At 36.9% G+C, this 23,289-nt stretch carries 17 protein-coding genes; 11 read left to right on the forward strand and 6 right to left on the reverse strand.

Annotation, left to right across the window (positions count from 1 at the left end):
• Positions 1–38: 38 nt before the first annotated feature.
• On the reverse strand, positions 39–587 hold the full coding sequence (locus tag ACFSR6_RS20125; RefSeq protein ID WP_379082262.1) for an RNA polymerase sigma factor: 549 nt from the start codon (positions 585–587) through the stop codon (positions 39–41).
• 555 nt (positions 588–1,142) lie between these two features.
• On the opposite strand from ACFSR6_RS20125, the gene ACFSR6_RS20130 reads away from it, so the two are divergent.
• From ACFSR6_RS20130 to ACFSR6_RS20155, 6 genes are all read left to right on the forward strand, one after another.
• On the forward strand, positions 1,143–4,214 hold the full coding sequence (locus ACFSR6_RS20130) for a DUF4175 family protein (protein ID WP_379082264.1): 3,072 nt from the start codon (positions 1,143–1,145) through the stop codon (positions 4,212–4,214).
• 147 nt (positions 4,215–4,361) lie between these two features.
• Positions 4,362–4,799 carry an rRNA maturation RNase YbeY gene (gene ybeY / locus ACFSR6_RS20135; protein WP_379082266.1) on the forward strand — a complete coding sequence of 146 codons (438 nt, stop codon included), beginning with the start codon at positions 4,362–4,364 and terminating at the stop codon, positions 4,797–4,799.
• Between the two features lie 376 nt (positions 4,800–5,175).
• Positions 5,176–5,808 (forward strand): GIN domain-containing protein, encoded by a 633-nt coding sequence (locus ACFSR6_RS20140; protein ID WP_379082268.1) that lies wholly within the window; start codon positions 5,176–5,178, stop codon positions 5,806–5,808.
• Positions 5,809–6,053: 245 nt separating this feature from the next.
• Entirely contained in the window at positions 6,054–7,916 is a 1,863-nt protein-coding gene (locus tag ACFSR6_RS20145; protein WP_379082270.1) for an ABC-F family ATP-binding cassette domain-containing protein, read from the forward strand.
• 187 nt (positions 7,917–8,103) lie between these two features.
• On the forward strand, positions 8,104–9,966 hold the full coding sequence (gene mnmG, locus ACFSR6_RS20150; protein ID WP_379082272.1) for a tRNA uridine-5-carboxymethylaminomethyl(34) synthesis enzyme MnmG: 1,863 nt from the start codon (positions 8,104–8,106) through the stop codon (positions 9,964–9,966).
• 121 nt (positions 9,967–10,087) lie between these two features.
• Entirely contained in the window at positions 10,088–11,725 is a 1,638-nt protein-coding gene (locus ACFSR6_RS20155; protein WP_379082274.1) for an Ig-like domain-containing protein, read from the forward strand.
• A 73-nt stretch (positions 11,726–11,798) separates the two neighbouring features.
• On the opposite strand, the gene ACFSR6_RS20160 is transcribed toward ACFSR6_RS20155, so the two are convergent.
• Both ACFSR6_RS20160 and nadB read right to left on the reverse strand, forming a co-directional pair.
• The gene (locus tag ACFSR6_RS20160) at positions 11,799–12,311 is read right to left on the reverse strand and encodes a gamma carbonic anhydrase family protein (protein WP_379082276.1); all 513 of its coding nucleotides are present in this window, start codon (positions 12,309–12,311) and stop codon (positions 11,799–11,801) included.
• Between the two features lie 228 nt (positions 12,312–12,539).
• The gene (gene nadB, locus ACFSR6_RS20165; protein ID WP_379082278.1) at positions 12,540–14,126 is read right to left on the reverse strand and encodes an L-aspartate oxidase; all 1,587 of its coding nucleotides are present in this window, start codon (positions 14,124–14,126) and stop codon (positions 12,540–12,542) included.
• 407 nt (positions 14,127–14,533) lie between these two features.
• On the opposite strand from nadB, the gene nadA reads away from it, so the two are divergent.
• The 3 genes from nadA to thiL all read left to right on the forward strand — a co-directional run bounded on the left by nadA (position 14,534) and on the right by thiL (position 18,045).
• Entirely contained in the window at positions 14,534–15,574 is a 1,041-nt protein-coding gene (gene nadA / locus ACFSR6_RS20170; protein WP_379082294.1) for a quinolinate synthase NadA, read from the forward strand.
• 70 nt (positions 15,575–15,644) lie between these two features.
• Positions 15,645–16,883 carry a dicarboxylate/amino acid:cation symporter gene (locus ACFSR6_RS20175; RefSeq protein WP_379082281.1) on the forward strand — a complete coding sequence of 413 codons (1,239 nt, stop codon included), beginning with the start codon at positions 15,645–15,647 and terminating at the stop codon, positions 16,881–16,883.
• A gap of 121 nt (positions 16,884–17,004) precedes the next feature.
• Positions 17,005–18,045, forward strand: a complete 1,041-nt coding sequence (gene thiL / locus ACFSR6_RS20180; protein WP_379082283.1) for a thiamine-phosphate kinase — start codon at positions 17,005–17,007, stop codon at positions 18,043–18,045.
• A 313-nt stretch (positions 18,046–18,358) separates the two neighbouring features.
• Here thiL and ACFSR6_RS20185 read toward each other — a convergent pair whose 3' ends face one another.
• Positions 18,359–19,732: a DNA recombination protein RmuC gene (locus ACFSR6_RS20185; protein ID WP_379082286.1), complete on the reverse strand. Its 1,374-nt coding sequence runs from the start codon at positions 19,730–19,732 to the stop codon at positions 18,359–18,361.
• A 118-nt stretch (positions 19,733–19,850) separates the two neighbouring features.
• On the opposite strand from ACFSR6_RS20185, the gene purU reads away from it, so the two are divergent.
• Entirely contained in the window at positions 19,851–20,690 is an 840-nt protein-coding gene (gene purU, locus ACFSR6_RS20190; RefSeq protein ID WP_379082288.1) for a formyltetrahydrofolate deformylase, read from the forward strand.
• 185 nt (positions 20,691–20,875) lie between these two features.
• On the opposite strand, the gene ACFSR6_RS20195 is transcribed toward purU, so the two are convergent.
• The gene (locus tag ACFSR6_RS20195) at positions 20,876–22,015 is read right to left on the reverse strand and encodes an NAD(P)/FAD-dependent oxidoreductase (protein WP_379082290.1); all 1,140 of its coding nucleotides are present in this window, start codon (positions 22,013–22,015) and stop codon (positions 20,876–20,878) included.
• An 83-nt stretch (positions 22,016–22,098) separates the two neighbouring features.
• On the opposite strand from ACFSR6_RS20195, the gene ACFSR6_RS20200 reads away from it, so the two are divergent.
• A complete protein-coding gene (locus ACFSR6_RS20200; protein ID WP_379082292.1) occupies positions 22,099–22,794 on the forward strand; it encodes a zinc metallopeptidase in 696 nt (231 codons plus the stop codon).
• Between the two features lie 414 nt (positions 22,795–23,208).
• On the opposite strand, the gene ACFSR6_RS20205 is transcribed toward ACFSR6_RS20200, so the two are convergent.
• On the reverse strand, positions 23,209–23,289 hold an 81-nt coding region (locus ACFSR6_RS20205), incomplete at its 5' end, for an IS3 family transposase (RefSeq protein WP_379081631.1).

Raw genomic sequence — 23,289 nt, forward strand, 5'->3', positions numbered from 1 at the left:
TCTAAAAATAAGGTGCTGAGGTTTAAAAAAAGAGAAAATTACTTCTTGATTATGGCCTCCATAATGACAGCCAGTGAAATAATAGAAGAAAAAGCAGCCCTTAGCTGTTTTAATGCCTGTGAAATATGATTTTCTACAGTTTTAGGCGAAATAGAAAGCATTTCTGCAATCTCTTTGTAAGAATAACCATCCACTTTACTCATTTTGAATACCTTTTTACGCACCGGTGCCATCTGTTCAATAGCCTGCTCCAGCGCATGTAGCATTTCAGGTTGATCAGTTTCTGTTTTTAGAGCAAAATCGTCTTCTACAACACTCAGGTGTTTTTTACTTACTGCTTCTTTTCTAAGCTGATCAATTAAAATAGTTCCAGCAATCCTGAAAATCTGAGTGGAAATGTTGTATTCTGCTGATAAAGTTTCGCGTTTTTCCCATAAACGGATAAAAGTAAGCTGCACCACCTCTTCTGCCATGTATACCGAATTGGTTTTCTTCAGTACATAAGCATAAAGTTTTTGGTTGAACAAACTGTAAACGGTCTGAAAAGTTTGTAAGCAACCCGACGCTAAATCAGCAACATAGTTCATTAGTTTGCTATCCTAACAAATATTAAAAAGGAATGATTTAATAGTTATTTCGAGAGGTTGATGAACCCAAAGATATTTTTTCATAAAGTAAATATCAACTTATAGTAAAGTTTTTAAAAGATTTTATTGAAAATATGACCGCTAAGACATTAAACAAACGTTTGTCTGATTTTAAACAATAAAATCAGTTTTTACCTATTTTGGCATCAAATTGAAAAACACACGTACATAACCAATTTGTAATAAACACGTTATCCAATTACCGGTTTTCTTTTAATTGACTGGAACAATTTTTACATTTACAGAGATATGGTGAGCAATAATTACAGCGATTTATTACGAAAGATAGACGAGTTTATCCGAAAATTTTACCTCAATAAAATTTTACGGGGCAGTATTTACGCCGCGGCAATACTTCTCGCCCTATATTTAATTGTTTTTTTAAGCCTTTATTACCTCAACCCAACGACGGGTTTCAAAACCTTTGTATTTTTTGCTTATTTACTCGTTGCTGTATTGTTAGTAGGTCTTTTAATCGTTAAACCCCTGCTTTCCATGTTAAAACTGGGCAAACACCTTACTTTTGATGAAGCATCGGTTATCATCGGAAATCACTTTTCCGATATTAAGGATAAGTTGCTTAATACGCTGCAGCTTCACCGTTTATCAGAAAACCAGCCCGACAACAATCACCTCATTATTGCCAGTATAGATCAAAAGATACTGGAACTTAAACCCGTTCCGTTTTATACAGCAGTAAGCATTAACGACAACAGAAAGTATCTAAAATATCTTTTTATCCCCCTTTCTATCATTTTATTGATTGCCATTATTGCGCCTGCCATTTTACGCGAGGGCACCAACAGTTTTTTTAAGTACGACGAATACATTGCACCAAAAGCCCCTTTCACTTTTGCGGTTTTAAATAAAAGTTTAACCGTTACACAGGGTGATGATATAACCATAAACCTGAAACTATCAGGCGATCAGCTGCCTGCCGAAATTTATGTAGAAGACGGAAAAAATACTTACAAGCTGCAAAAAGAGAATATCAGCAAGTTTAATTACGGCATAAAAAATATCCAGAACGATAGAAAACTGATTTTTAAAGGCGGAGGCTTTAGTTCCCAGGTATTTACCCTTACCGTTAAACCCCGTCCGGAGCTGCTAAATGCAAGTGCCACTTTGAATTTCCCTGCCTATTTGGGTAAAAAACCCGAACAAATTGCCAACGTTGGCGACATGCTCCTCCCAGAAGGAACAAAAGTTACCTGGAACTTTAAAACCGGAAAAAGCAATTCAATCTTGTTTATCTTAAATAATGCTGAGAATGTTTTAAAAGTTGAAAATAATGAATCGGTTTTCAATGCCACTATAAAAAATAATTCCAGGTATAGCATTACCCCTAAAAATGAATATGTTACCCTCCGCGATTCTTTATCACATCAGATCACTGTGGTTAAAGATCAGGCTCCCGGTATAAGTGTAGAAGAAAAACCAGATTCTGTAAGTAATAAAGCTCTTTATTTTAGTGGTCAGGTTACTGATGATTATGGTTTTAGCCGCCTAAGCTTTAAATACAACATCAAAGAAAATAACCGGATTATTGGTTCTGTAACCAAAAATATTGCGATTAAGAGCAACGTTACCGAAAATACATTCTTTTATTATTGGGATTTAAAAACTGCTTCTGCAAAAGCTGGACAGGAAATTGAATACTATTTCGAAGTAGCTGATAACGACAGGGTTAATGGCGCTAAAGTAACCCGTTCGGAAATTAAAACTTTTAAACAGCCTACCAAAAAAGAAACTGCAGAACAGGTAAATGCCAATAACCAGGTTCTGAAAAAGAAAGTGCAGTCGGCCATCCGATTGGCCAATACCATCGAAAAAGAAAGTAAAAAGATTGCCGAAAGCCTCATTGATAAAAAACAAATCTCTTTTGAAGATAAAAAACAGATTGAAGCCCTATTGGATAAACAAAAACAACTCGATGAAGCTGTAAAAGAAATTAAAGAACAAAATGACAAAAATATTCAACAACAGGAAGATCAGAAACAAACAGAAGAGCTTTTAGAAAAGCAAAAGCAGATTAAAGACCTCTTTGATAATGTACTCGATGAAAAAACCAAAGAACTTTTGCAAAAGCTGCAAAATCTGATTAATGAGAAAAATAAAGATCAGACACAGAATGAGCTTTCCAAAATGCAATTAGACAATAAAACCCTCAAAAATGAATTGGACAGGATTTTAGAACTCTACAAACAGTTAGAATTTGAGCAAAATCTTCAAGCAGATATCGATCGGCTGAATGAACTTGCCAAAGAACAAAAAGAGCTTGCACAACAAACAAAAGATAAAAAACAGGATAACGAATCTCTAAAGCAAAAGCAGGATGCGCTTAATAAAGAGATGAAAGACCTTAAAGAGGATCTTAAAAAACTGGAAGAAAAAAATAAATCATTAGAAAGACCAAACCCCTTCGAAAACCCTGAAAAAGATATTCAGGATATACAAAAAGAACAACAAGACAGTAAAGATGCTTTAGATAAAAAAGATTCTAAAAATGCGAGCCAGAAACAGCAAAAGGCTGCAGATCAGATGGAAAAGTTATCTAAAAAAATGAGCGATATGCAACAACAGGGTGAAGAAATGGAAAACAACCTGAATGCAAAAGAGTTAAGAAGATTATTAGAAAACTTACTGACCACCTCATTTGATCAGGAAAAAGTAATGCTGGCTTTAAAAAAAATGAATGTAACTGATCCATCTTACACCAGTAATGTCCAGAAGCAACGTGGTATCAAAGATAATCTTAAAACCATTGCCGATAGTTTGTACAGTTTAAGCAAGCGGGTTCCACAGATTGAATCGACGGTTAACGAGGAAATGAATAAAATCAATTTCAATCTCGACAAAAGTTTAGAAAGCTTGGGCGATAGAAGAACTCCCGAGGCCAACCGTTTTCAGCAGTTTACCATGACTTCTATCAACAACCTCACACTCATGCTAAGTGAAGCCTTAAGCCAGTTGCAAAACATGCAGAAAAATGGTAAAGGTGGTAGCGGAAAGAAACAAAAGCAGGGAATGAAACAGCTTTCGCAGATGCAGGATCAGCTGAATAAAAGTATGCAGAAAGCGAGGGAGCAAATGCAAAAATCAGGAGACAACCAAGGTACAGTAGGTAAAGGACAGATGAGCCAGGAATTCAGTAAAATGGCACAGCAACAGCAGATGATCCGTCAGGCATTGGAAAAAATCAATCGCGAAGAAAATAAAGATGGAACCGGTAAAATGGGCAACCTGAACGAGGCTATTAAAGAAATGAAGCAGACCGAAAGCGATTTGGTTAACAAGCGCTTACAGCAGGAAACCTTAAACAGACAGAAAGACCTCTTAACCAAATTATTAGAAGCAGAGAAAGCAGAACGCGATCAGGAAGAAGATTCAAAGCGCGAAAGTAAAGCGGCTAAACAGTTCCCTCCATCCTACCAGAAAATGGTCGATCAGTTTAAAAAACAGCAGCAGAATGGAAATGATATGTTACAAAAGCTGCCTCCTAGTTTAAATTACTATTACAAAAATAAAATTGCTGAATATTTAAAATCGTTGAATATTACTCAATAAATAAATTATTAACACACTGAATAACAGATAAATAAATTAAAATTACAGGCAATAATAGTTCTCTCCTGAGTGAAACACCCTGAAATAAATTCAGGGTGATGTACCGCTTTAATTTTTTCCTAAATTTGCACCATAACAAACAACAATATGCCTGCAATCTCATTTTTCACTGAATCAGTTAGCTATAACCTTCCTCAAAAACTAAAAATCAAAAAATGGATTAAAGCTGGCATTGAAAAAGAAGGTTATAAATTGCAGCAACTCAATTTCATTTTCTGTAGTGATGAATATCTATTAGGCATCAATCAACAATACTTAAATCACGATACTTATACCGATATCATTACCTTCGATAACTCAGAAGAAGAAAAACAGATAGTAAGTGATATCTTCATCAGTATAGAACGCGTGAAAGAAAACGCCAAAACCTTTAAAACTTCAGAATTTGATGAGGTTTGTCGCATCATGATCCATGGAACCCTCCACTTGTTGGGTTATAAAGACAAAGGAAAGGCTGCCAAAGCCCTGATGACCCAAAAAGAAGATGAGCATTTGGGTTATAGAACTGAATTTGGATTGGTTTAATCCTCCTTGCAGTATTTTTTCTGGATCGTCATTTTGAGCAGAATGCAACGTAGTCGGGAGCCACGTTAGTGCTTAGTGAAGCTAAATCTACCTTAATGCTGATCTCTCCATTCCGCTACACTCCAATCCGGATGTCTGTTTTTCTTTAATTACACCTCTTCATGACATTCCCATTACCATAACTTCCTAATTAAAAGCAAAATACCTCCATCCTCATTTATTTTTTATTGGCGTTCGTCTAAAAGTTACAGGCGTTCGTCGACAATTACCCTCTGCTGGTATAATACAGCCAATTTCGTTGCAACTTTTCGGCTTTACCTAAGTCTTATATTCGAAAAAACACAAAAAGGATTTAAAAAATTTAAAATATAAAGTCATGAGAACTTCTATTAAAACCCTATTCGCAGCAGCCTTGGCAACAATCATTTTAGGTACTGCAAGCGTAGCAGCAAATGCAAACGAAAACAACAGCAACTACACCAACATCACTTCGGTTAAGAATATCACTAAAATCAAAGTAAGCGGAAACGTAAAAGTAATCTTAGTTCAGGATGCCAAAGAAAGTGTTCAGGTTTATGATAACTACTATGCAAAAAATGCTTTGGTACAACAACAGGATGGCGAGCTAAGGATCAGTTCCTTCACGAAAGAGCCGTTAACTGTAATCGCACATGTAAACAATCTTTCTGCAATTGAAGCATCAAACATTTCTAATGTTAAAACAGCTGGAAACTTTAATTTATTAAATCTCGATGTTGTTTTAAATGATGGTGCTACTGCTGATATCACGGCAAATACCGTGAATTTAAACACAAACATTAATGGTGCCTCGAGTTTAGTATTAAGCGGTTCGACCGAAAATTATTCTGCAGTATTGGGAGCGGTTGCAAAGGTAAATACTACTGATTTTACTGCTACTGATAGTAACATCAGTGCGGCACCAATTGTAAAATATAGTGCAAACAGGTACAATGACATTAAAACTGATGTACTAGAAGCCATCTTCTAACATCACACAAGATAAAAGTTTAGTTTTAGTTAATGATTGAAGCAGCGGTGGAGCGAGTCCAACCGCTGTTTTTTTGTAATGCTACTTACAATCAAAAATAAACCAGTAAACGACTGAAGCAACAACATCAAGCTTTTGCCATTTTTATCTGATACAGAAGTCCTTTCAACTTGAATATGCCGTTGCAATTAATTTATACTTACCTTTGCACTAATTTTCCTTTATAAATCCGAAATACAAAAAAATTGAGCACACTAATTGCGGCGGAAGGCTTAGGACATGGTTACCATGACGAATGGCTGTTTAAGAATTTAACCCTGGGTATTAACGCTGGTCAGCGCGTAGCGTTGGTTGGTATAAATGGTGCGGGTAAGAGTACACTCTTGAAATTATTGGCAGAAAGGTTCCCTCCGCTTGAAGGTAAAATTGTAAAAAATAAGTCTGTTAAAATTGGTTTTCTTGACCAGGAGCCGCAGTTTACTCCAGGTTTTTCAATCAGCGACCATATATTCTCTCTGGAGAATAAACAACAGCAACTCATCAAAGAATATGAGGAACTGATTGAAGATCCCAATCCGGATGAGAAAAAGCTTAACCGTTTATATGAAGAACTAAGCGAACATAACGCCTGGGAATATGAGCATCAAATCAAAACCATTCTCAACCGGATGGGAATTACTCATCTTCAACAGAAAATTGACACGCTATCTGGCGGACAAAAGAAACGTTTGGCTTTAGCTAAATTATTGATTGAAGATCCCGAAATACTGGTGCTTGATGAACCAACCAACCATTTGGATATTGATACAATAGAATGGCTTGAAAAATTATTAACCACCGGACAAAAAACAATACTGTTGGTAACACACGATAGATATTTTCTAGATAACGTTTGCAACACAATAGTAGAATTGGATAGTGGAAAAATATATAACTATAATGGAAATTATGCTTATTTCCTCGAAAAGAAAAGTGAAAGGGAGGCTTTAGACGCAACGGTTTTACATAAGAACCAACAGCTATTAAAGAAAGAATTGGAGTGGATGAGGCGCATGCCGCAGGCCCGGGCAACGAAATCTCAGGCCAGGATCGATGCTTTCTACAATCTTGAAGAAAAAACCAAGAAAAAGACTGACAATCAGAATATTACGTTAAATATGAAGATGTCTCGTCAAGGTGGAAAAATTATTGAACTGGAGCACATAAAAAAATCATTTGATGGCCGTTCTATCATTAACGATTTTAGCTATACCTTTAAAAAAGGTGATCGCATAGGCCTGGCTGGAAAAAACGGAACTGGAAAATCTACCTTATTAAATATTATTACCAACCATTTACAACCAGATGCTGGTAAAGTTGATATTGGTGAAACTACTGTTTTCGGCTATTACAAACAGGGCGGTTTAACTTTCGATCCGAAGGAAAGAGTAATTGATATTGTAAAGTCAGATGCCGAATATATCAAGATGGCCGATGGTTCTGTTATTACTGCCTCTGCCCTACTAACCTTATTTCTTTTCCCGCCAAAGAAGCAACACGGCATGGTTGAGAAACTAAGTGGAGGAGAAAAGAAACGTTTGAACCTGATGAAAGTATTGATGCAAAATCCAAACTTCCTGATTTTGGATGAGCCAACAAACGATCTTGACATCGACACCTTAAATGTACTCGAAGAATTCTTGGAAAACTTTCCGGGTATTTTAATGTTGGTTTCTCACGACAGATACCTGCTCGACAAAATGAGCGACCAACTTTTCATTATGGAAGGCGAAGGTGTAGTTAAAATTTACAATGGTAATTATTCAGAATACCGTTTAAGTTTAGAACAACCAAAAGCCAAGGCTGAAACTAAAAAAGCACCTAACCCGGTTACAGAACAAAGCCCGATTAAAACTGCAAAAAAATTAAGTTTTAAAGAGCAGAAAGAATTAGAGGAAAGTGAAAAAGGCATAGAAGAAACGGAAAATAAAATAGCTGAATTAACACAAACCTTAAATAGTATTGATGCTTCCGACTATATTAAAATACAGGAAGTATCTTCAGAGATAGAAAAGCTTCAGGTTAAATTAGATGATTATACCATGCGTTGGCTGGAACTTTCAGAATAAAATAGAAACAATTCTATTTTGTTTTCCACGTTATGTTTCACGTGGAACATTAGTAAAAAATAAAAGAATGTCACTATTGGTGTTGCAGAATCTAATAATTTAATTACGCTTCACATCATCTGTGATAATAAGAAAGAATAAAAATCAGATTGTTCCACGTGGAACAATCAAAAAAAATACAAATAAAATGTTTTCGAAATACGATTTGATTGTTGTTGGCGCAGGCCATGCGGGCTGTGAAGCTGCTGCAGCGGCAGCCAACTTAGGATCATCTGTTTTACTTATTACGATGAATATGGGCACCATTGCCCAAATGAGTTGTAACCCTGCTATGGGCGGTGTAGCTAAAGGACAAATTGTTCGTGAAGTTGACGCACTTGGTGGATACTCTGGTATTATATCAGATAAATCGACCATTCAATTTAGGATGCTCAATAAATCTAAAGGCCCTGCCATGTGGAGCCCGAGAGCACAGATAGATCGGATGCGCTTTGCAGAAGAATGGAGATTGGCCTTAGAAAATACCCCTAATGTAGATATCTGGCAAGATAGTGTGGTAGGTCTGATAGTTAAAGACAATACCGTATATGGCGTAAAAACATCCTTAGGTATAGAGATCGAAAGTACCGCTGTGGTACTAACCAATGGAACTTTTTTAAATGGAATCATCCATATTGGAGAAAAGAAATTCGGAGGAGGCAGAACTGCAGAAAGATCTTCAACCGGAATTACTGAGCAATTGGTAGCCTTAGGTATGGAAGCAGGCAGGATGAAAACCGGTACCCCACCCCGTGTTGATGGTAGAAGTTTAGATTATTCTAAAATGGAAGAACAATGGGGAGATGAAAACCCAGGTAAATTTTCCTATACAGATACCACCGTTTCTTCAGATCAACGCTGCTGCTGGATAACTTATACCAATAGTGAAGTACACGAAACGTTGAAAGAAGGATTTGAAAAATCCCCAATGTTTACCGGTCGTATTAAAGGTTTAGGCCCGAGATATTGCCCTTCTATCGAGGATAAAATTAACCGTTTTGCAGAGCGCGATCGTCACCAGATTTTTGTTGAACCTGAGGGATGGAACACTTGCGAAATTTATGTAAATGGATTTTCTACCTCACTTCCTGAAGATGTACAATTTAAGGCACTAAGGTTAATACCTGGTTTTGAACAGGCAAAAATGTTCAGACCTGGCTATGCCATAGAATACGATTTCTTTCCACCTACCCAATTATCATTAACGTTAGAAACCAAATTGATCAGCAATTTATTTTTGGCCGGACAGATAAATGGAACTACTGGATATGAAGAAGCCGCATGCCAGGGTTTCATGGCTGGCATAAATGCACATCAAAAAATCAATAACAAACACGAACTGATCATGAAAAGATCAGAAAGTTATATTGGTGTTTTAATTGATGACCTGGTAACCAAAGGAACCGAAGAGCCGTATCGCATGTTCACCTCAAGGGCCGAACACCGTTTACTATTAAGACAGGATAATGCTGATATCCGTCTATCCCCTATTGGTCACGAACTTGGTTTAATTTCAGATGAGCGTTTAGAAAAAGTAAACCAGAAAATTGCTAATGCAGATACCCTGGTAAAATTTACCAGGAACCAGAGTATCGAAATGAACGATGTAAATCCTGTTCTTGAAAGTTTAGGTTCAAGCGCTCTAAATCAAAATGTAAAAATCCATAGCTTAGTAGGACGACCGCATGTTGGTTTACAGGATCTAATTAAAGTTAGCAAACCTCTTGCTGATGCTACTAATGATTTAGATAATGAAACTATTGAGCAGGCCGAAATCAAAATTAAATACGAAAGTTATTTTGAGAAAGAAAATGAAATTGTAGCGAAAATGCTAAAAATGGAAGACAAGGAAATTAAACCAGATTTCGACTACAATAAAATAGTTTCCATCTCCAAAGAAGCGAGAGAGAAATTATTTAAGATCAAACCACGTACTTTAGGTCAGGCCTCACGAATTTCAGGCGTTTCACCTTCAGATATCTCGGTTTTAATGGTCTATATTAATAAATAACTGATAATCAGTATTTTAACTAAATAAAAATAGACTTTAAATAAATCGATATAAAGCATTAAAAAGATTTTTTAATATAACAGTTCCAAAAAGTATAAAAATTCGTCAGAACGCTTAAAATATGCCAAATTTAAAAAATCAATATTTTAACCTTAAAAATCTACTGGCCTTTTCGGCCTTGCTCCTATTTTTTGGTTGTGCGAGTATCCAAAGTCCTCAGGGTGGACCAAAAGATACCAAACCGCCCAAAGTTTTAAGTATGACGCCTAAAAACCAGACGAGAAATTTTAATGCAAAAAAAATCGTAATTGAGTTTGATGAATATTTTAATATCAAAGACGAGTTTAAAGAATTTTCAATTTCACCCGATCAGGAAAAATTACCGGTTTTAAAGAAGCGTCAGAAAAGACTCGAAATTGTACTTCAGGATTCTTTGGAAAAAAACACAACTTATACCTTAAATTTTGGTAAAGCAATTGCCGATGTAAATGAAGGTAACGTGGTTAAAAATTTATCTTACGTTTTTTCTACCGGTCCGGAAATCGATTCACTCTCAATCAGTGGTAAAGTAATCAATTCGCTAAGTGATGAGCCGGAAAAAGATGCTACAGTAATGATTCTTCCCCTCGAAAGAGATACTATTTTTGGAAAAAAACGCCCTTCAATATACACCACTACGGATAGTGCAGGTAATTATAAATTAAACAACTTAAGAAAAGGCACTTATAAAGTTTATGCCCTTAAGGAAAGCGGTGGTGGCGATAAAATTTACCAGCAAATTTCTGATGAAGTAGGTTTTATTAAAGAACCTTTGGTAATAGACAAAAACCTGGATAACATTAACCTTCAAATTTTTAAGGAATTAGCCCCCGAATTTCGCGTTGTAGACCGAAAACTGAATAATGATGGTAGTATATCAATTATCTTCAATCAGCAGCTTAAAAGCCCTAAAATTACGGTAACGGACCCACCGGCAGTTGACGTCGGAAAATATGTTCACTTTACCAAAAATAACGATACGGCCAAAATCTGGTTAAAAGATTTAAGTTTTGATTCTGTAAAAGTGGCAATCCAGGATCAGGGAAAAGTATTACAAACTTTAAATTTTACACGCGGCAAAAAAGATACCTACACACGTGATGTAATTATTAACGATAACCTATCTGGAGGCAAATTAAATCCCTTCCAGCAATTAACCCTGATCTTTCCGTTTCCAATGATCAGTGCAGATCCATCAAAGATTACCCTACTGGAAGATTCTGTAAAACGTACCAATTTTGAGCTGGTAAAAGACAGTGTAGACCAACAGAAATATTATCTGAAGTATCCCTGGAAAACTAAAAGAACTTACGATTTAAAGCTGGGTGCAGGTGCTTTTACAGCCATTTTTAACGCCAAAAATAAAGATGTTCCTAAAAGGTTCACATTAGAAAGCCAGGATGCATACACTACACTCGTACTAAATGTAACTGTCCCTGATACGAGCAAAAATTATGTGGTGCAGTTCTTAACCGAAAAAAAAGATATTATAAAATCGTACCCTATAAATAAAAATTCAAAGATTACTTTCTCAAAATACCCAGCTGGGAAATATCTCTTAAGGGTAGTTTATGATGATAATAAAAACGGAATCTGGGATACCGGAAGCATTAAAGGTGGTTATCAGCCTGAAAAAGTCTGGTATTTAAAGGCCCTACTGGATTTAAAGCCTAATTGGGAACGGGAAGATCCACTGGTTATTCCACCTCCAACACCTTAAAATATTCGTCACCCTGAATTTACTTCAGGCTCTTAATAAAAAAGACGCTGAAACAAGTTCAGCATGAAGGATACTAAGTAGTGAACCAGCCGGAATACATGATATAATTATCCGGTAATTTATTCAATAAAGCCCTTTGCTCTTCAGTAATGGGCTTTATTTTTTTTGCAGGTGTACCTGCATATAAATAGCCGCTTTCGCATATTGTATTTTCAAGAACAACAGAACCGGCCGCAATAATACAATACTCTTCAATAATAGCATGATCCATTACAATAGCACCCATACCAATTAAAACATTATCATGAACTGTACAGCCATGTACTATGGCATTGTGTCCAACTGAGACCCTATTACCAATGTGGGTAGAGGCTTTTAAATAGGTTGCGTGAATTACTGCCCCATCTTGTATATTTGATTCATTTCCTATCGTAATGGCATTTACATCGCCCCTGATTACGGCATTAAACCATACCGAGCACTTGTTACCTATTACAACATCGCCAACAATAGTGGCATTTTCAGCTATGAAATTATCTTCTCCTATTTCAGGATATTTGTCTTTTACAGGCAGTATTAAAGGCATTTTATGATGTAATATGGTTAATGGGATGATGTAATAAACAAATTTATCATGCCGAGCTTATCTAAACGAACCATAAATGATGTTATAGTAGGTCTTTCGACAGGCTCAGGATGACAATTCTATATGTATAATACAAGCTCCTTTAAATTAATAATTTCTACAGAATATTATAATTGCTAAACTAAATTCAGCATGATGATCCGAGTCCCCCTGAAGGGGATTTAGGAGTTAAAAAACAGTATCTACTAATTCTTTGGCATGTTCAGGATAATCGGTAGTATAATGTAATCCCCTACTTTCTTTTCTCTGCATCGCCGATTTAATAACCAGGTATGCAGTTTGGATTACATTTCTAAGCTCGCATAGTTTAACCGAAACCTTATTCTTTTTATAAAATTCTTCTGTTTCCTGGTAAATTAAAAACAAACGGCGATGCGCTCTTTCCAAACGAAAATCAGAACGTACAATACCTACATAGTCGCCCATCACTTTTTGCAGCTCCCTTAAATTATGTGTTACCAATACATCTTCATTGCTTTGTGTAACACCTTTCGAATCCCACTCCGGAATATGATCTGGAATAATATTATTTTTAAAATTCTCAACAGCATCCTGATAAATGCGGTGCGCAAAAACAGTAGCTTCAAGTAACGAATTGGAAGCCAACCGGTTGGCACCATGTAAACCTGTTGAAGAGCATTCCCCACAAGCATACAGGTTTTTAATTGAAGAACGGCCATATTCATCAACAAGGATACCCCCGCACATGTAATGCGATGCCGGCGTAACCGGGATATAATCTTTCGTCATATCAATCCCTATCGATAAACACTTTGCATATATATTTGGGAAATGCTTTAAGATATCAGCCTTACTGCGCATGGTAATATCCAGATAAACAAAATCATCACCAGACTTTTTCATTTCGTTATCCACAGCGCGGGCAACAATATCACGAGGGGCTAATGATTTACGCTCATCGTACTCATGCATAAATTCTTCACCATTTTTACGCCTCAAAACACCGCCAAAGCCTCTTACAGCTTCCGAAATCAAAAACGATGGATACTCACCAGGGTGGTACAAAGCAGTCGGATGGAACTGAATAAATTCCATATTCCTCACCTTTCCTTTGGCACGATAAACCATGGCCATACCATCGCCGGTGGCAATAACCGGATTAGTTGTAGCAGAATATACATGTCCAGCTCCACCTGACGCCATCACAGTCACATTTGCCACAATCTTTTCCACATCGTTAAGCTCTGTGTTAAAGGCATATACCCCATAACAGTTAATATCTTCTGTACGCTTATCAACAAATTCACCAAGGTGATGCTGTGTGATCAGCTCCAATGCAAAGTAATGTGTTAATATCTCTATGTTGTTATTCTCGTGAATTTCTTTTAGCAACACCCGCTCAATTTCGTATCCTGTGATGTCTTTATAGTGTAAAACACGGTGCTCGGAGTGCCCCCCTTCTTTAGCCAAATCATAGAAACCAGAGTTGTCTTTATCGAAATTTATACCATAGTCAATAATCTCCTGGATACGCTGAGGCCCCTCTTTTACAACGATTTCCACAATTTTTTCATCACACAATCCATCTCCGGCAATCAAAGTATCCTCGATATGTTTCTCAAAAGAATCACCTTTATCTACCACAACTGCAACACCACCCTGAGCGTATTTAGTATTCGATTCGTCCTCATTCGACTTAGTAATAATTAAAACTTTACCAAACTTTGCAGCCTTAAGTGCAAAACTTAAACCCGCTATACCTGAACCAATTACCAGAAAATCTACTTTTCTCATCAATAAAACCTTTTAATTATCCACGATGTTAACAACTTATTGATAAATGTTAACTCCATGTCTAAATTATTCTAACAAATAAATTTGAATGTTTAAAGCTACTCTAAAAACACAATTTGCCACAATCTTTTGCGCAATTTTTAAGCAGCTTTATACAAGTAATTAACTTTTTTACTACTTATAAACAATTAACATTCCAGTATTGATAAAATTTGAACCAATTTTAGATCGAGCTGAAAATCAAACTTATAATATTAGATAAATGTAATCTAAATGTTAGTAAACAATTAATAACTTATCTAAACGAAAGAAATTTCTAAACTTGCCAACAATATTAACACACTAATAAACAAACAAGATTTATTTATTTAAAATAACTTATTAATTATTGAGACGTGGAAAGCTTTATCTTTGACAAACGTCAAAATTCAAAAAAGGAAAATTTTAAAATGAACATAGATGTCTTAGAAGAAATCAACAAAAAAGGTTTCGCAGAAGAAGAAATTGATCCTACACTCGATCTTTTTGCAGAGATTGAGAGATTAAAAAAGGAAAAGAATGCTATAATCCTTGCACACTACTATCAAGACCCTGATATTCAGCATATTGCTGACTATATTGGTGATAGTTTGGGCTTATCGCAGGAAGCCGCCAAAACGGATGCTGATGTAATTGTGTTTGCAGGCGTACATTTTATGGCCGAAACGGCAAAGATTTTATCGCCTAATAAAACTGTTTTATTACCAGATGTAAAGGCAGGATGCTCATTGGCAGATAGCTGTCCGCCACATTTATTTAGAAAATTTAAAGAAAAATACCCGGATCACCTGGTCATTACCTATGTTAACTGTACAGCCGAGTTAAAAGCTTTAAGTGATATTGTTTGTACTAGTACCAATGCTGTGCAGATTGTAGAAAGTTTACCGAAAGATCAAAAGATAATTTTTGGTCCCGATCGTAACCTGGGTGCCTATGTTGCAAAAAAAACAGGAAGAGACCTGGTATTATGGAATGGTGCCTGTATGGTTCATGAAATTTTTTCGCAGGAGAAAATTACAAAACTGAAAGAACGCCACCCGGATGCCAAATTTATTGCACATCCGGAATGTGAAGAAGTGGTTTTGAAAATGGCTGATTATATTGGCTCTACCACCGGTTTATTAAAGTACACCATTAGTAACCCGGCAACCGAATTTATTGTGGCAACAGAAAGCGGCATTATTCACCAAATGGAAAAGGCAAATCCAACAAAGACTTTTATTCCTGCGCCACCGAACAACAGCTGTGCCTGCAACGATTGTCCGTATATGAAAAGAAATACTTTAGAAAAACTATATTTATGTATTAAAAATGGTTTGCCAGAAGTAACTGTTCCTGAGCATATTATTGAACAGGCACGTAAACCGATCCAACGTATGTTGGATATTTCGGCAGAGCTGGGTTTATAAATAATTGTCACACTGAGCCTGTCGAAGTGCTATAGTCTTCGACAAGCTCAGACTGACACAACGGTATAAAATGGAAAAAAACAACATTCTTAAAAATTACTCAGGTTTATTATGGCTTTTGGCAGGTATTACTGTTGGTAGCATAGTAGGTTTAATTTTGGGGAAAAGTGTTGAGAATATAAAACCCCTGGGTGATATATTTTTGAACTTGTTGTTTACTGCCGTTATCCCATTGGTATTTTTTGCAGTATCATCTGCTATTGCAAATATCGACCGGAATAAAAAACTGGGTACATTATTAACCACAATGGTTTTGGTTTTCCTGGCTACGGTATTAATTTCTGCAGTTTTAACATTGGTAGCTACATGGATTTTTCCAATTCATCAGCAATTGGGAAATGCTACAATACCGACAGAATCAGAAAAAATTCAGTCATTTGGCGAACAAATGACCCAACTTTTAACTGTTGGAGAGTTTTTTGAAATTGGAAGCAGGAAAAATATGCTGGCACTGATTATTTTTTCTGTTTTAGTGGGTTTTTCTACTTTATATGCCCAAAAAGAAGGAGAAAGTTTTAAGAAATTCCTCGTTTCTGGTAATGAAGTGATGAAGAAACTTATCATTTTGATCATGAAACTCGGGCCTATAGGTTTAGGTGCTTATTTTGCTTATCAGGTTGGTGTATTTGGGCCACAACTTTTTGGTACTTATGCAAAGGCATTAGGCTTGTACTATGGTATTGGGGCATTTTATTTTATTGTCTTTTTCACTTTATATGCTTTTGTTGCTGGAGGATTTAAAGCGATAAAATTGTTTTGGAAAAATAATATTGTGCCTTCCTTAACTTCAATAGGAACCTGTAGCAGCATTGCCACTATTCCGGCAAATTTGGAAGGAACTGCAAAAATGGGTGTCCCGGCATACATTACCAATGTAACTATTCCTTTGGGATCAACATTGCATAAGGATGGTTCGAGCATTAGCTCCATTATAAAAATTGCCGTGGTTTTTGCCATATTTGGTAAGGACCTGGTACATGTAGATACTATCATTTTGGCTTTAGGCATTACAGTTTTGGTGAGTATAGTAGAAGGTGGCATACCAAATGGAGGGTATATTGGAGAACTGTTAATGATTTCGGCTTATCAATTACCACCTGAAGCTTTGCCACCTGCTATGATTATCGGAACTCTGGTTGACCCCATGGCTACTTTGTTAAATGCCACCGGCGATAATGTTGCGGCCATGTTGATTGCCAGATTTACCGAAGGTAAAAATTGGATTGAAAATAAAGACTTGTCATCCTGACGAAGGAAGGATCTGTTTGTTATGAATTGCTTGCTTAAGTCATTATAAAGATTCTTCGCTATGCCCAGAATGACAGTAAATTTTTAAAATAAAAATAAGGGTTTAACCCTAACTAATGGATATGTTTGAGAACAAAGAGCGTACAGATATCAATAAATTAGGCGAGTTTGGATTGATTAAACACCTGACTACTAATTTTAAAATTAAAAACGATTATTCCGTAAAAGGCGTAGGTGATGATGCAGCCGTTTTGGATGCAAAAGGAAAACAGATCTTAATTTCGACCGACTTATTGCTGGAAGGAATCCACTTTGACCTGTCTTACGTGCCTTTAAAGCATTTAGGCTATAAAGCTGTACAGGTAAACCTGAGCGATATTTACGCCATGAATGGAAAAGCCAGTCAGATTACGGTTTCGTTAGGCTTATCCAGTAAATTTCCGCTGGAGGCTGTTGAAGAAATTTATAAAGGTATTGAACTTGCCTGCAATAAGTATAACATCGATTTAATAGGTGGCGATACTTCGTCGAGTAAACAAGGCTTAGTGATCAGTGTTACCAGCATAGGGTATGCTGATGCAGATAAAGTAGTATACAGAAACGGTGCCCAGGAACATGATTTACTTTGTGTTTCTGGCGATCTGGGTGGCGCTTATTTAGGCCTGCAGATTTTGGAAAGAGAAAAATTAATCTACCTGGAAAATCCTCAGATCCAGCCTGATCTGGAAGGAAAGGATTATATCATTGAAAGACAGTTGAAACCGGAAGCAAGAATGGATATTGTTGCCCTTTTGGATGAAATGAATATTAAACCAACTTCCATGATCGATATTTCTGATGGTTTAGCTTCTGAGATCTTGCATTTGGCAGAACAATCAGATAAAGGAATTACGATTTATGAAGAGAAAATTCCTTTAGATCCGATGACTTATGAAACTGCCCGTGAGCTAGGTTTAGATCCAACAGTTTGCGCATTAAGTGGTGGTGAAGATTATGAGTTGTTATTTACCATTAGTCAGGATGATTATAAAAAACTGAAACATGATGTAGATATCACTGTGATTGGGCATGTTACCGATAAAAATTCAGGGTGTAAAATGGTTTCAAAATCGAATAATGTACATGAGCTAAAAGCCCAGGGCTGGAATGCTTTTAGTAAATAGATTTTTGTAAAAAACGATATGTCGTCATTTCTACTGTAGCGTAGCGAAAAGGAGAGATCTGCTAATATAGATTTAGCTTCACTGGCACTAAGGTGGTTCCCGACTCGTTGCACTTCGCTCGAAATGACGACGTTTTGTAAATACGATCGTCATGATGAATTTATTAGTAGCTTATGCTCCGAAAAACAAAAAATACTAAAAAAATCGTCCTGGGGATGTCAATAAAAATTACTAACTTAGTGGGTTTTTGATTTTATTTTAAAAGCTCTAAAAAATCGAGGGGCTTCGCCCCTTTTGTATCAAATGGTTAAGATTATTCGATACTGTCTAAGTACTTCGTATCAATCTGTTTTGTGGCCTTTGCACCTAGTTTTTTAATCTTTTCTGAAGTATTGGTCAAATTTCCGGCACCTGCTGATAATTTATTAATCGCTTTATCGTAAGCATCCTGTCCGTTTTTAATGTATTTGCCAATATTTTCGAGGTCGGTAATAAAACCCACGAATTTATCATACATATTGCCGCTTAAACGGGCAATTTCCATGACGTTACGGTTTTGGCGCTCCTGTTTCCACATGCTGGCTATGGTGCGTAAAGTAGCCAGTAAAGTAGAAGGACTTACAATTACCACTCTTCTATCCCAGGCAAAATTAAAGAGTTCGGCATCTTTTTGTACCGCAATACTGAAAGAAGATTCAATGGGTACAAACAATAAAACAAAATCAGGGGAATTGATTTTATATAAATCCTGATAATTTTTTGATGACAGCTCCTGAATGTGGTTCTTAATTGACGCGAGATGCTGTTTTAAATAGCCCTCACGCTCTTCGTCAGTATCTGCCGATACAGAGCGCTCGTAAGCAACCAGGCTTACCTTAGCATCAATAACCAGGTGTTTATCATCAGGAAGATCGATCACCACATCGGGCTGATAGCGGCTGCCTTCGGCAGAAGTATGCGAAGCCTGAATGCGGTATTCCTGATCGCGTACCAAACCAGAACGTTCCAGTACCTTTTCCAGAATGATTTCTCCCCAGTTTCCCTGTTTTTTACTGTCGCCTTTTAAAGCTTTGGTTAAATTATTGGCATCTTCCTGGATGAGTTTGCTTTGAATCTGCAGTTCGGAAATCACGCCTTTCAGTATATTTCTTTCGTCTGATTCAGCTTTGTAAACCTTTTCTACCTTATCTTCAAAAGCCTTGATATTTTCTTTCAGGGGATTGAGGATGATATCGAGGTTGGTCCGGTTCTGCTCTATAAATTTAGTAGATTTCTCTTCCAGTATTTTATTGGCAATCAATTCGAAATCTTTGTTCAACTTTTGCTGCGATTGCTCATAACTTGATTTTTGTTCCGCTAATTTTTCTTTTTCGGCCAGGTAAAACGACCTTGTACTTTCAAGTTCACGGTTGGCATCTGCCAGGCGGTCGCGTTCGGCCTGCAGTTCGTCTATTAAGCGCTGTTGCTCCTGCTTAAGGAGAATAGTAATGTGCTCTTTTTCAGCAGATAGATTAGAAACGCGCTCGTCGGCTTTCGCTAAACTGATTTTTAATGCTTCATTTTCGCTTTTCATCCGTTCAAAATCTTCTACTGAAACAATCGATAATGCGGCTTGAGGTTTCTTTAGCAATAAAACAACCAGGGCAATTAAAATAACAATTAGTAAAGCAATGCCAATAACTTCCATAATGATAAAAATTTTAGTAAAAATGGAAATTTAAAATAGATATACCAAAAAAAATTAGTCAATTTAAGGCAGATAAAACCGTAAAATTTATTTATAATTGAACATTAGTATTTTATAAATGAATGCATTAACAGTCCTTATTTCCTGTCCCGATCAGGTGGGTTTGGTTACCCATATTACCCGTGTGCTGGCAGCACATCAACTTAATATTATTGCCATGCGTGAGTTTGTTGATGAAGCCAATAAGGCTTTTTTTACCAGAATTGCCTGTACCGGAAATTTGGAGAACGCTGAAAAATTAAAAGCTAAACTTTTAGAAAATCTTCCTAATGCTGCCGAGGTAAATTTAATTACGGAACAAGAGAAACAGATTGCTGTTTTGGTAACCAAGGAGTACCATTGTCTGGCTGAAATACTGATCAAAAATCAGTTTAAAACGTTAGGTGCCAATGTTAAATGTGTTATCGGTAATTATGAAAGCCTGAGGGGTTTTACCGAAAAACTGGGTATTCCTTATTTTTATGTAGATCACAACAACAAAGATAAAAGTGTATTCGAAGCAGAAATAAAAGAAATCATTAACCAATTTGGGGTAGATTACCTGGTATTGGCCAAGTTTATGCGGATTCTTTCTGCTGATTTTGTAAAAGATTACGCAGGTAAAATTATCAATATCCACCATTCTTTTTTACCAGCTTTTATAGGTGCTAACCCTTACCGGCAAGCTTTTGAGCGTGGTGTAAAAATTATTGGGGCCACAGCCCATTTTGTTACCGATAACCTGGATGAAGGCCCAATTATTACCCAGCATACCAATCATGTCGACCATAACTTTGGGGTGAAAGAAATGGTGCGTGCCGGCAAGGAAATAGAGAAAAAAGTATTGTTGGAAGCGTTAGAACTTATTTTCGAAGACAGGGTTTTTGTAAGTGGGAATAAAACGGTAGTGTTTAAGTAGAGCGGTTAGCGTTTGGTGGATTGCGCTTAGGTTTTTTGAGAGACTTTACTCACCTACTCGTCATTTCAAGCGGAGTGAAACCTATCGAAGTAAATCTCTCCGTTCCACGGCGTTTCAGTCGAGAGGACAATGCTTTTTGTCCGTAATTTAAATATAAAACTCCGCGTTCTCTGTGGTAAAAGCAATTACAAACGCTTCAGCAACAGTTCCGCCACATCTTCTCCTGTTTGCGAACCGATGGCAACACCCATGCCATTACACCTGGTTGCACAAAACACATTTGGACGGATTTCTTCAATAAAGGGTTCTAGTATTTTACCAAAGGCCATAATACCACTCCAACGGTAATCGATTTCAAAAGCAGTTTTTGGTAAGATTATGGTTTTTAATAAATTTTCTAAGGCCAGCTGTACCGGTTCAGTTTGTCCGAAATCAGCGGTTTCTTCAGCTTTGAAATTAATATTTCTGCCACCACCCAACAAAACCCTGTTATTTATATTTCTGAAATAGTAATAGCCTTTATCGTAGTGAAAAGTTCCTTTTATCTTTAAATCTTTGATGGGTTTGGTAATTAAAACCTGACCCCGGCCCGGCTTAATATCAACATCAGGATAAAGATCTTTGATAAAGGCATTGGTTGTAATGATTAATTGTTTACCGAAAAAAATTCCGTCGCTTGTGATCAGGCGTAAACCTTTTGAGTTTTCTTCAATCCGATCTACAGTACATTTATTAAAAATGCTAATGCCGAGCTGCTGCGCATATTGGAGTAAAGCAGACATCATTTTACCACTATCGATCTGGGCCTCGTACTGGTTTTCTATTAAAGTGCTTACCCCATCGAAACCAAAGGACTTGATTTTTTTATTTTTTAAACTAAAAGCATCCGACCCAACAATACCGTTAGTAAGACGGTTAAAATGTTCAATTTTCGATACACCTGTTTCAGCTAAAAAATGATCTTCATTTTTAAATAATTCATATCCGCCCAAACATTGGTAATCTATGGTATTATCACCCAGTAAATTGCGTAGTTTGAGCAAGCCTTTCCATCGTTTTTCGATGAGTGCCGCAAGCTGGTCGGTACCGATCATTTCTTCTTGCTCAATGAGTTCAGAAATGCTTCCAAAACAGGCAAAACCAGCATTTTTTGTGCTTGCACCCGTAGGTAGAAATCCCCTTTCGAGTATCGCTATTTTTAGCGATGAGGACGATTTTTTGAGGTGTATGGCTGCGTTTAATCCAACAATGCCGCTGCCAATAATAATGGCATCATAATTACAAAAAAATGATTCTTTTTCCCAGTATGAAAGCTCGGTTGGCATGGTATAAATGTACTGTTTTTTAGTACCAAAATAATATAGGAACGCTTTTTGATATATGTTTAACGGAAAACATACATAAGAAAATGGGAGTTTATTTAATATTAATCATCCCGGTATTATTGTTGAGCATGTTTGTACAGTGGCGTTTTAGGAACAAGTTTTCTATGTATGCCGAAATGCAACTAAGCTCTGGTTTATCGGGAAAGGAGGTGGCAGAAAGAATGCTACACGATAATGGGATATACGACGTGAGGGTGATGAGTACCGAAGGACAATTAACAGATCATTACAATCCATCAGATAAAACCGTTAATTTAAGTACAGATGTATATTATAGCCGAAGCGTAGCTGCTGCGGCTGTAGCGGCTCATGAATGTGGGCACGCAGTTCAACAAGCGAAATCATACAACTGGCTGCAGTTAAGGAGCAGTATGGTACCGGTTGTGAGCATATCATCTAATCTTTTACAGTGGGTTTTATTAATTGGTATACTGTTGATCGGTTTTACCGGAAATCCAATTGTTTTGGCTATTGGTGTGGTCGGTTTAGCCTTGGTAACCGTTTTTAGTATTATTACCCTACCGGTCGAATTTGATGCGAGTAACCGGGCTTTGGCCTGGTTAAAAAATAATAGTGGCGTAATGCAAACGCAGGAAGAGAATGCACAGGCGAAAGACGCACTGTGGTGGGCAGCCATGACTTATGTGGTAGCTGCTGTTGGTGCGCTTGCTAACTTGCTCTATTATGCATCTATGCTTTTTGGTAGAAGCAGGGATTAAGAAATATCCAATGATAAAATTATTGCACGGCCGGGATAATATCCTGGCCGTTTTTGCTTTGTCGTCATCCTTAAATTATTTCTGGGTCTAGATCGATATACGTAAAGTATATTTGGCACATAAGTTATTAACTTTTTGTAGCGGTAAGATATATCCAGTTTTAGGAAAGCAGGTTTTGCGGTGCTATGTGAGCTCCGCTCCCGCTGCTGCCGATAGAAAAATATCGGCATCCTGCTTCGATCCGGTTTTAGGTGGAACAGCAGGTTCTACTATTTGGGGTTGCAAGGAGCAGAATACTTCTTTTCACACACTATAGCGTTAACCATTAATAGCAGTAGTATTATTGCAAATTAAACCTGATTGCCGTGAAAAGCCCACAGCGCTGGACTGCCCCCAAAAAGTTGGACAAACTTATTAATTATTTAAGACTTGTGCCCGGTATTCAACCGGGCTCATTCCATTTAAGTTCAATCTTATCCTTTTATTGTTATAATA

The sequence above is a fragment of the Pedobacter vanadiisoli genome, from assembly GCF_042684385.1.
Lineage (GTDB): Bacteria > Bacteroidota > Bacteroidia > Sphingobacteriales > Sphingobacteriaceae > Pedobacter > Pedobacter vanadiisoli.

Coding starts and splice junctions, on each gene's coding strand:
- ACFSR6_RS20125 (WP_379082262.1), bottom strand. CDS start 587: ATGAACTATGTTGCTGATTTAGCGTCGGGTTGCTTACAAACTTTTCAG.
- ACFSR6_RS20130 (WP_379082264.1), top strand. CDS start 1,143: ATGTTAAAACTGGGCAAACACCTTACTTTTGATGAAGCATCGGTTATC.
- ybeY (WP_379082266.1), top strand. CDS start 4,362: ATGCCTGCAATCTCATTTTTCACTGAATCAGTTAGCTATAACCTTCCT.
- ACFSR6_RS20160 (WP_379082276.1), bottom strand. CDS start 12,311: ATGCCTTTAATACTGCCTGTAAAAGACAAATATCCTGAAATAGGAGAA.
- ACFSR6_RS20195 (WP_379082290.1), bottom strand. CDS start 22,015: ATGCCAACCGAGCTTTCATACTGGGAAAAAGAATCATTTTTTTGTAAT.
- ACFSR6_RS20185 (WP_379082286.1), bottom strand. CDS start 19,732: ATGGAAGTTATTGGCATTGCTTTACTAATTGTTATTTTAATTGCCCTG.
- ACFSR6_RS20175 (WP_379082281.1), top strand. CDS start 15,645: ATGGAAAAAAACAACATTCTTAAAAATTACTCAGGTTTATTATGGCTT.
- ACFSR6_RS20140 (WP_379082268.1), top strand. CDS start 5,176: ATGAGAACTTCTATTAAAACCCTATTCGCAGCAGCCTTGGCAACAATC.
- ACFSR6_RS20200 (WP_379082292.1), top strand. CDS start 22,099: ATGGGAGTTTATTTAATATTAATCATCCCGGTATTATTGTTGAGCATG.
- mnmG (WP_379082272.1), top strand. CDS start 8,104: ATGTTTTCGAAATACGATTTGATTGTTGTTGGCGCAGGCCATGCGGGC.
- thiL (WP_379082283.1), top strand. CDS start 17,005: ATGTTTGAGAACAAAGAGCGTACAGATATCAATAAATTAGGCGAGTTT.
- nadB (WP_379082278.1), bottom strand. CDS start 14,126: ATGAGAAAAGTAGATTTTCTGGTAATTGGTTCAGGTATAGCGGGTTTA.
- purU (WP_379082288.1), top strand. CDS start 19,851: ATGAATGCATTAACAGTCCTTATTTCCTGTCCCGATCAGGTGGGTTTG.
- ACFSR6_RS20155 (WP_379082274.1), top strand. CDS start 10,088: ATGCCAAATTTAAAAAATCAATATTTTAACCTTAAAAATCTACTGGCC.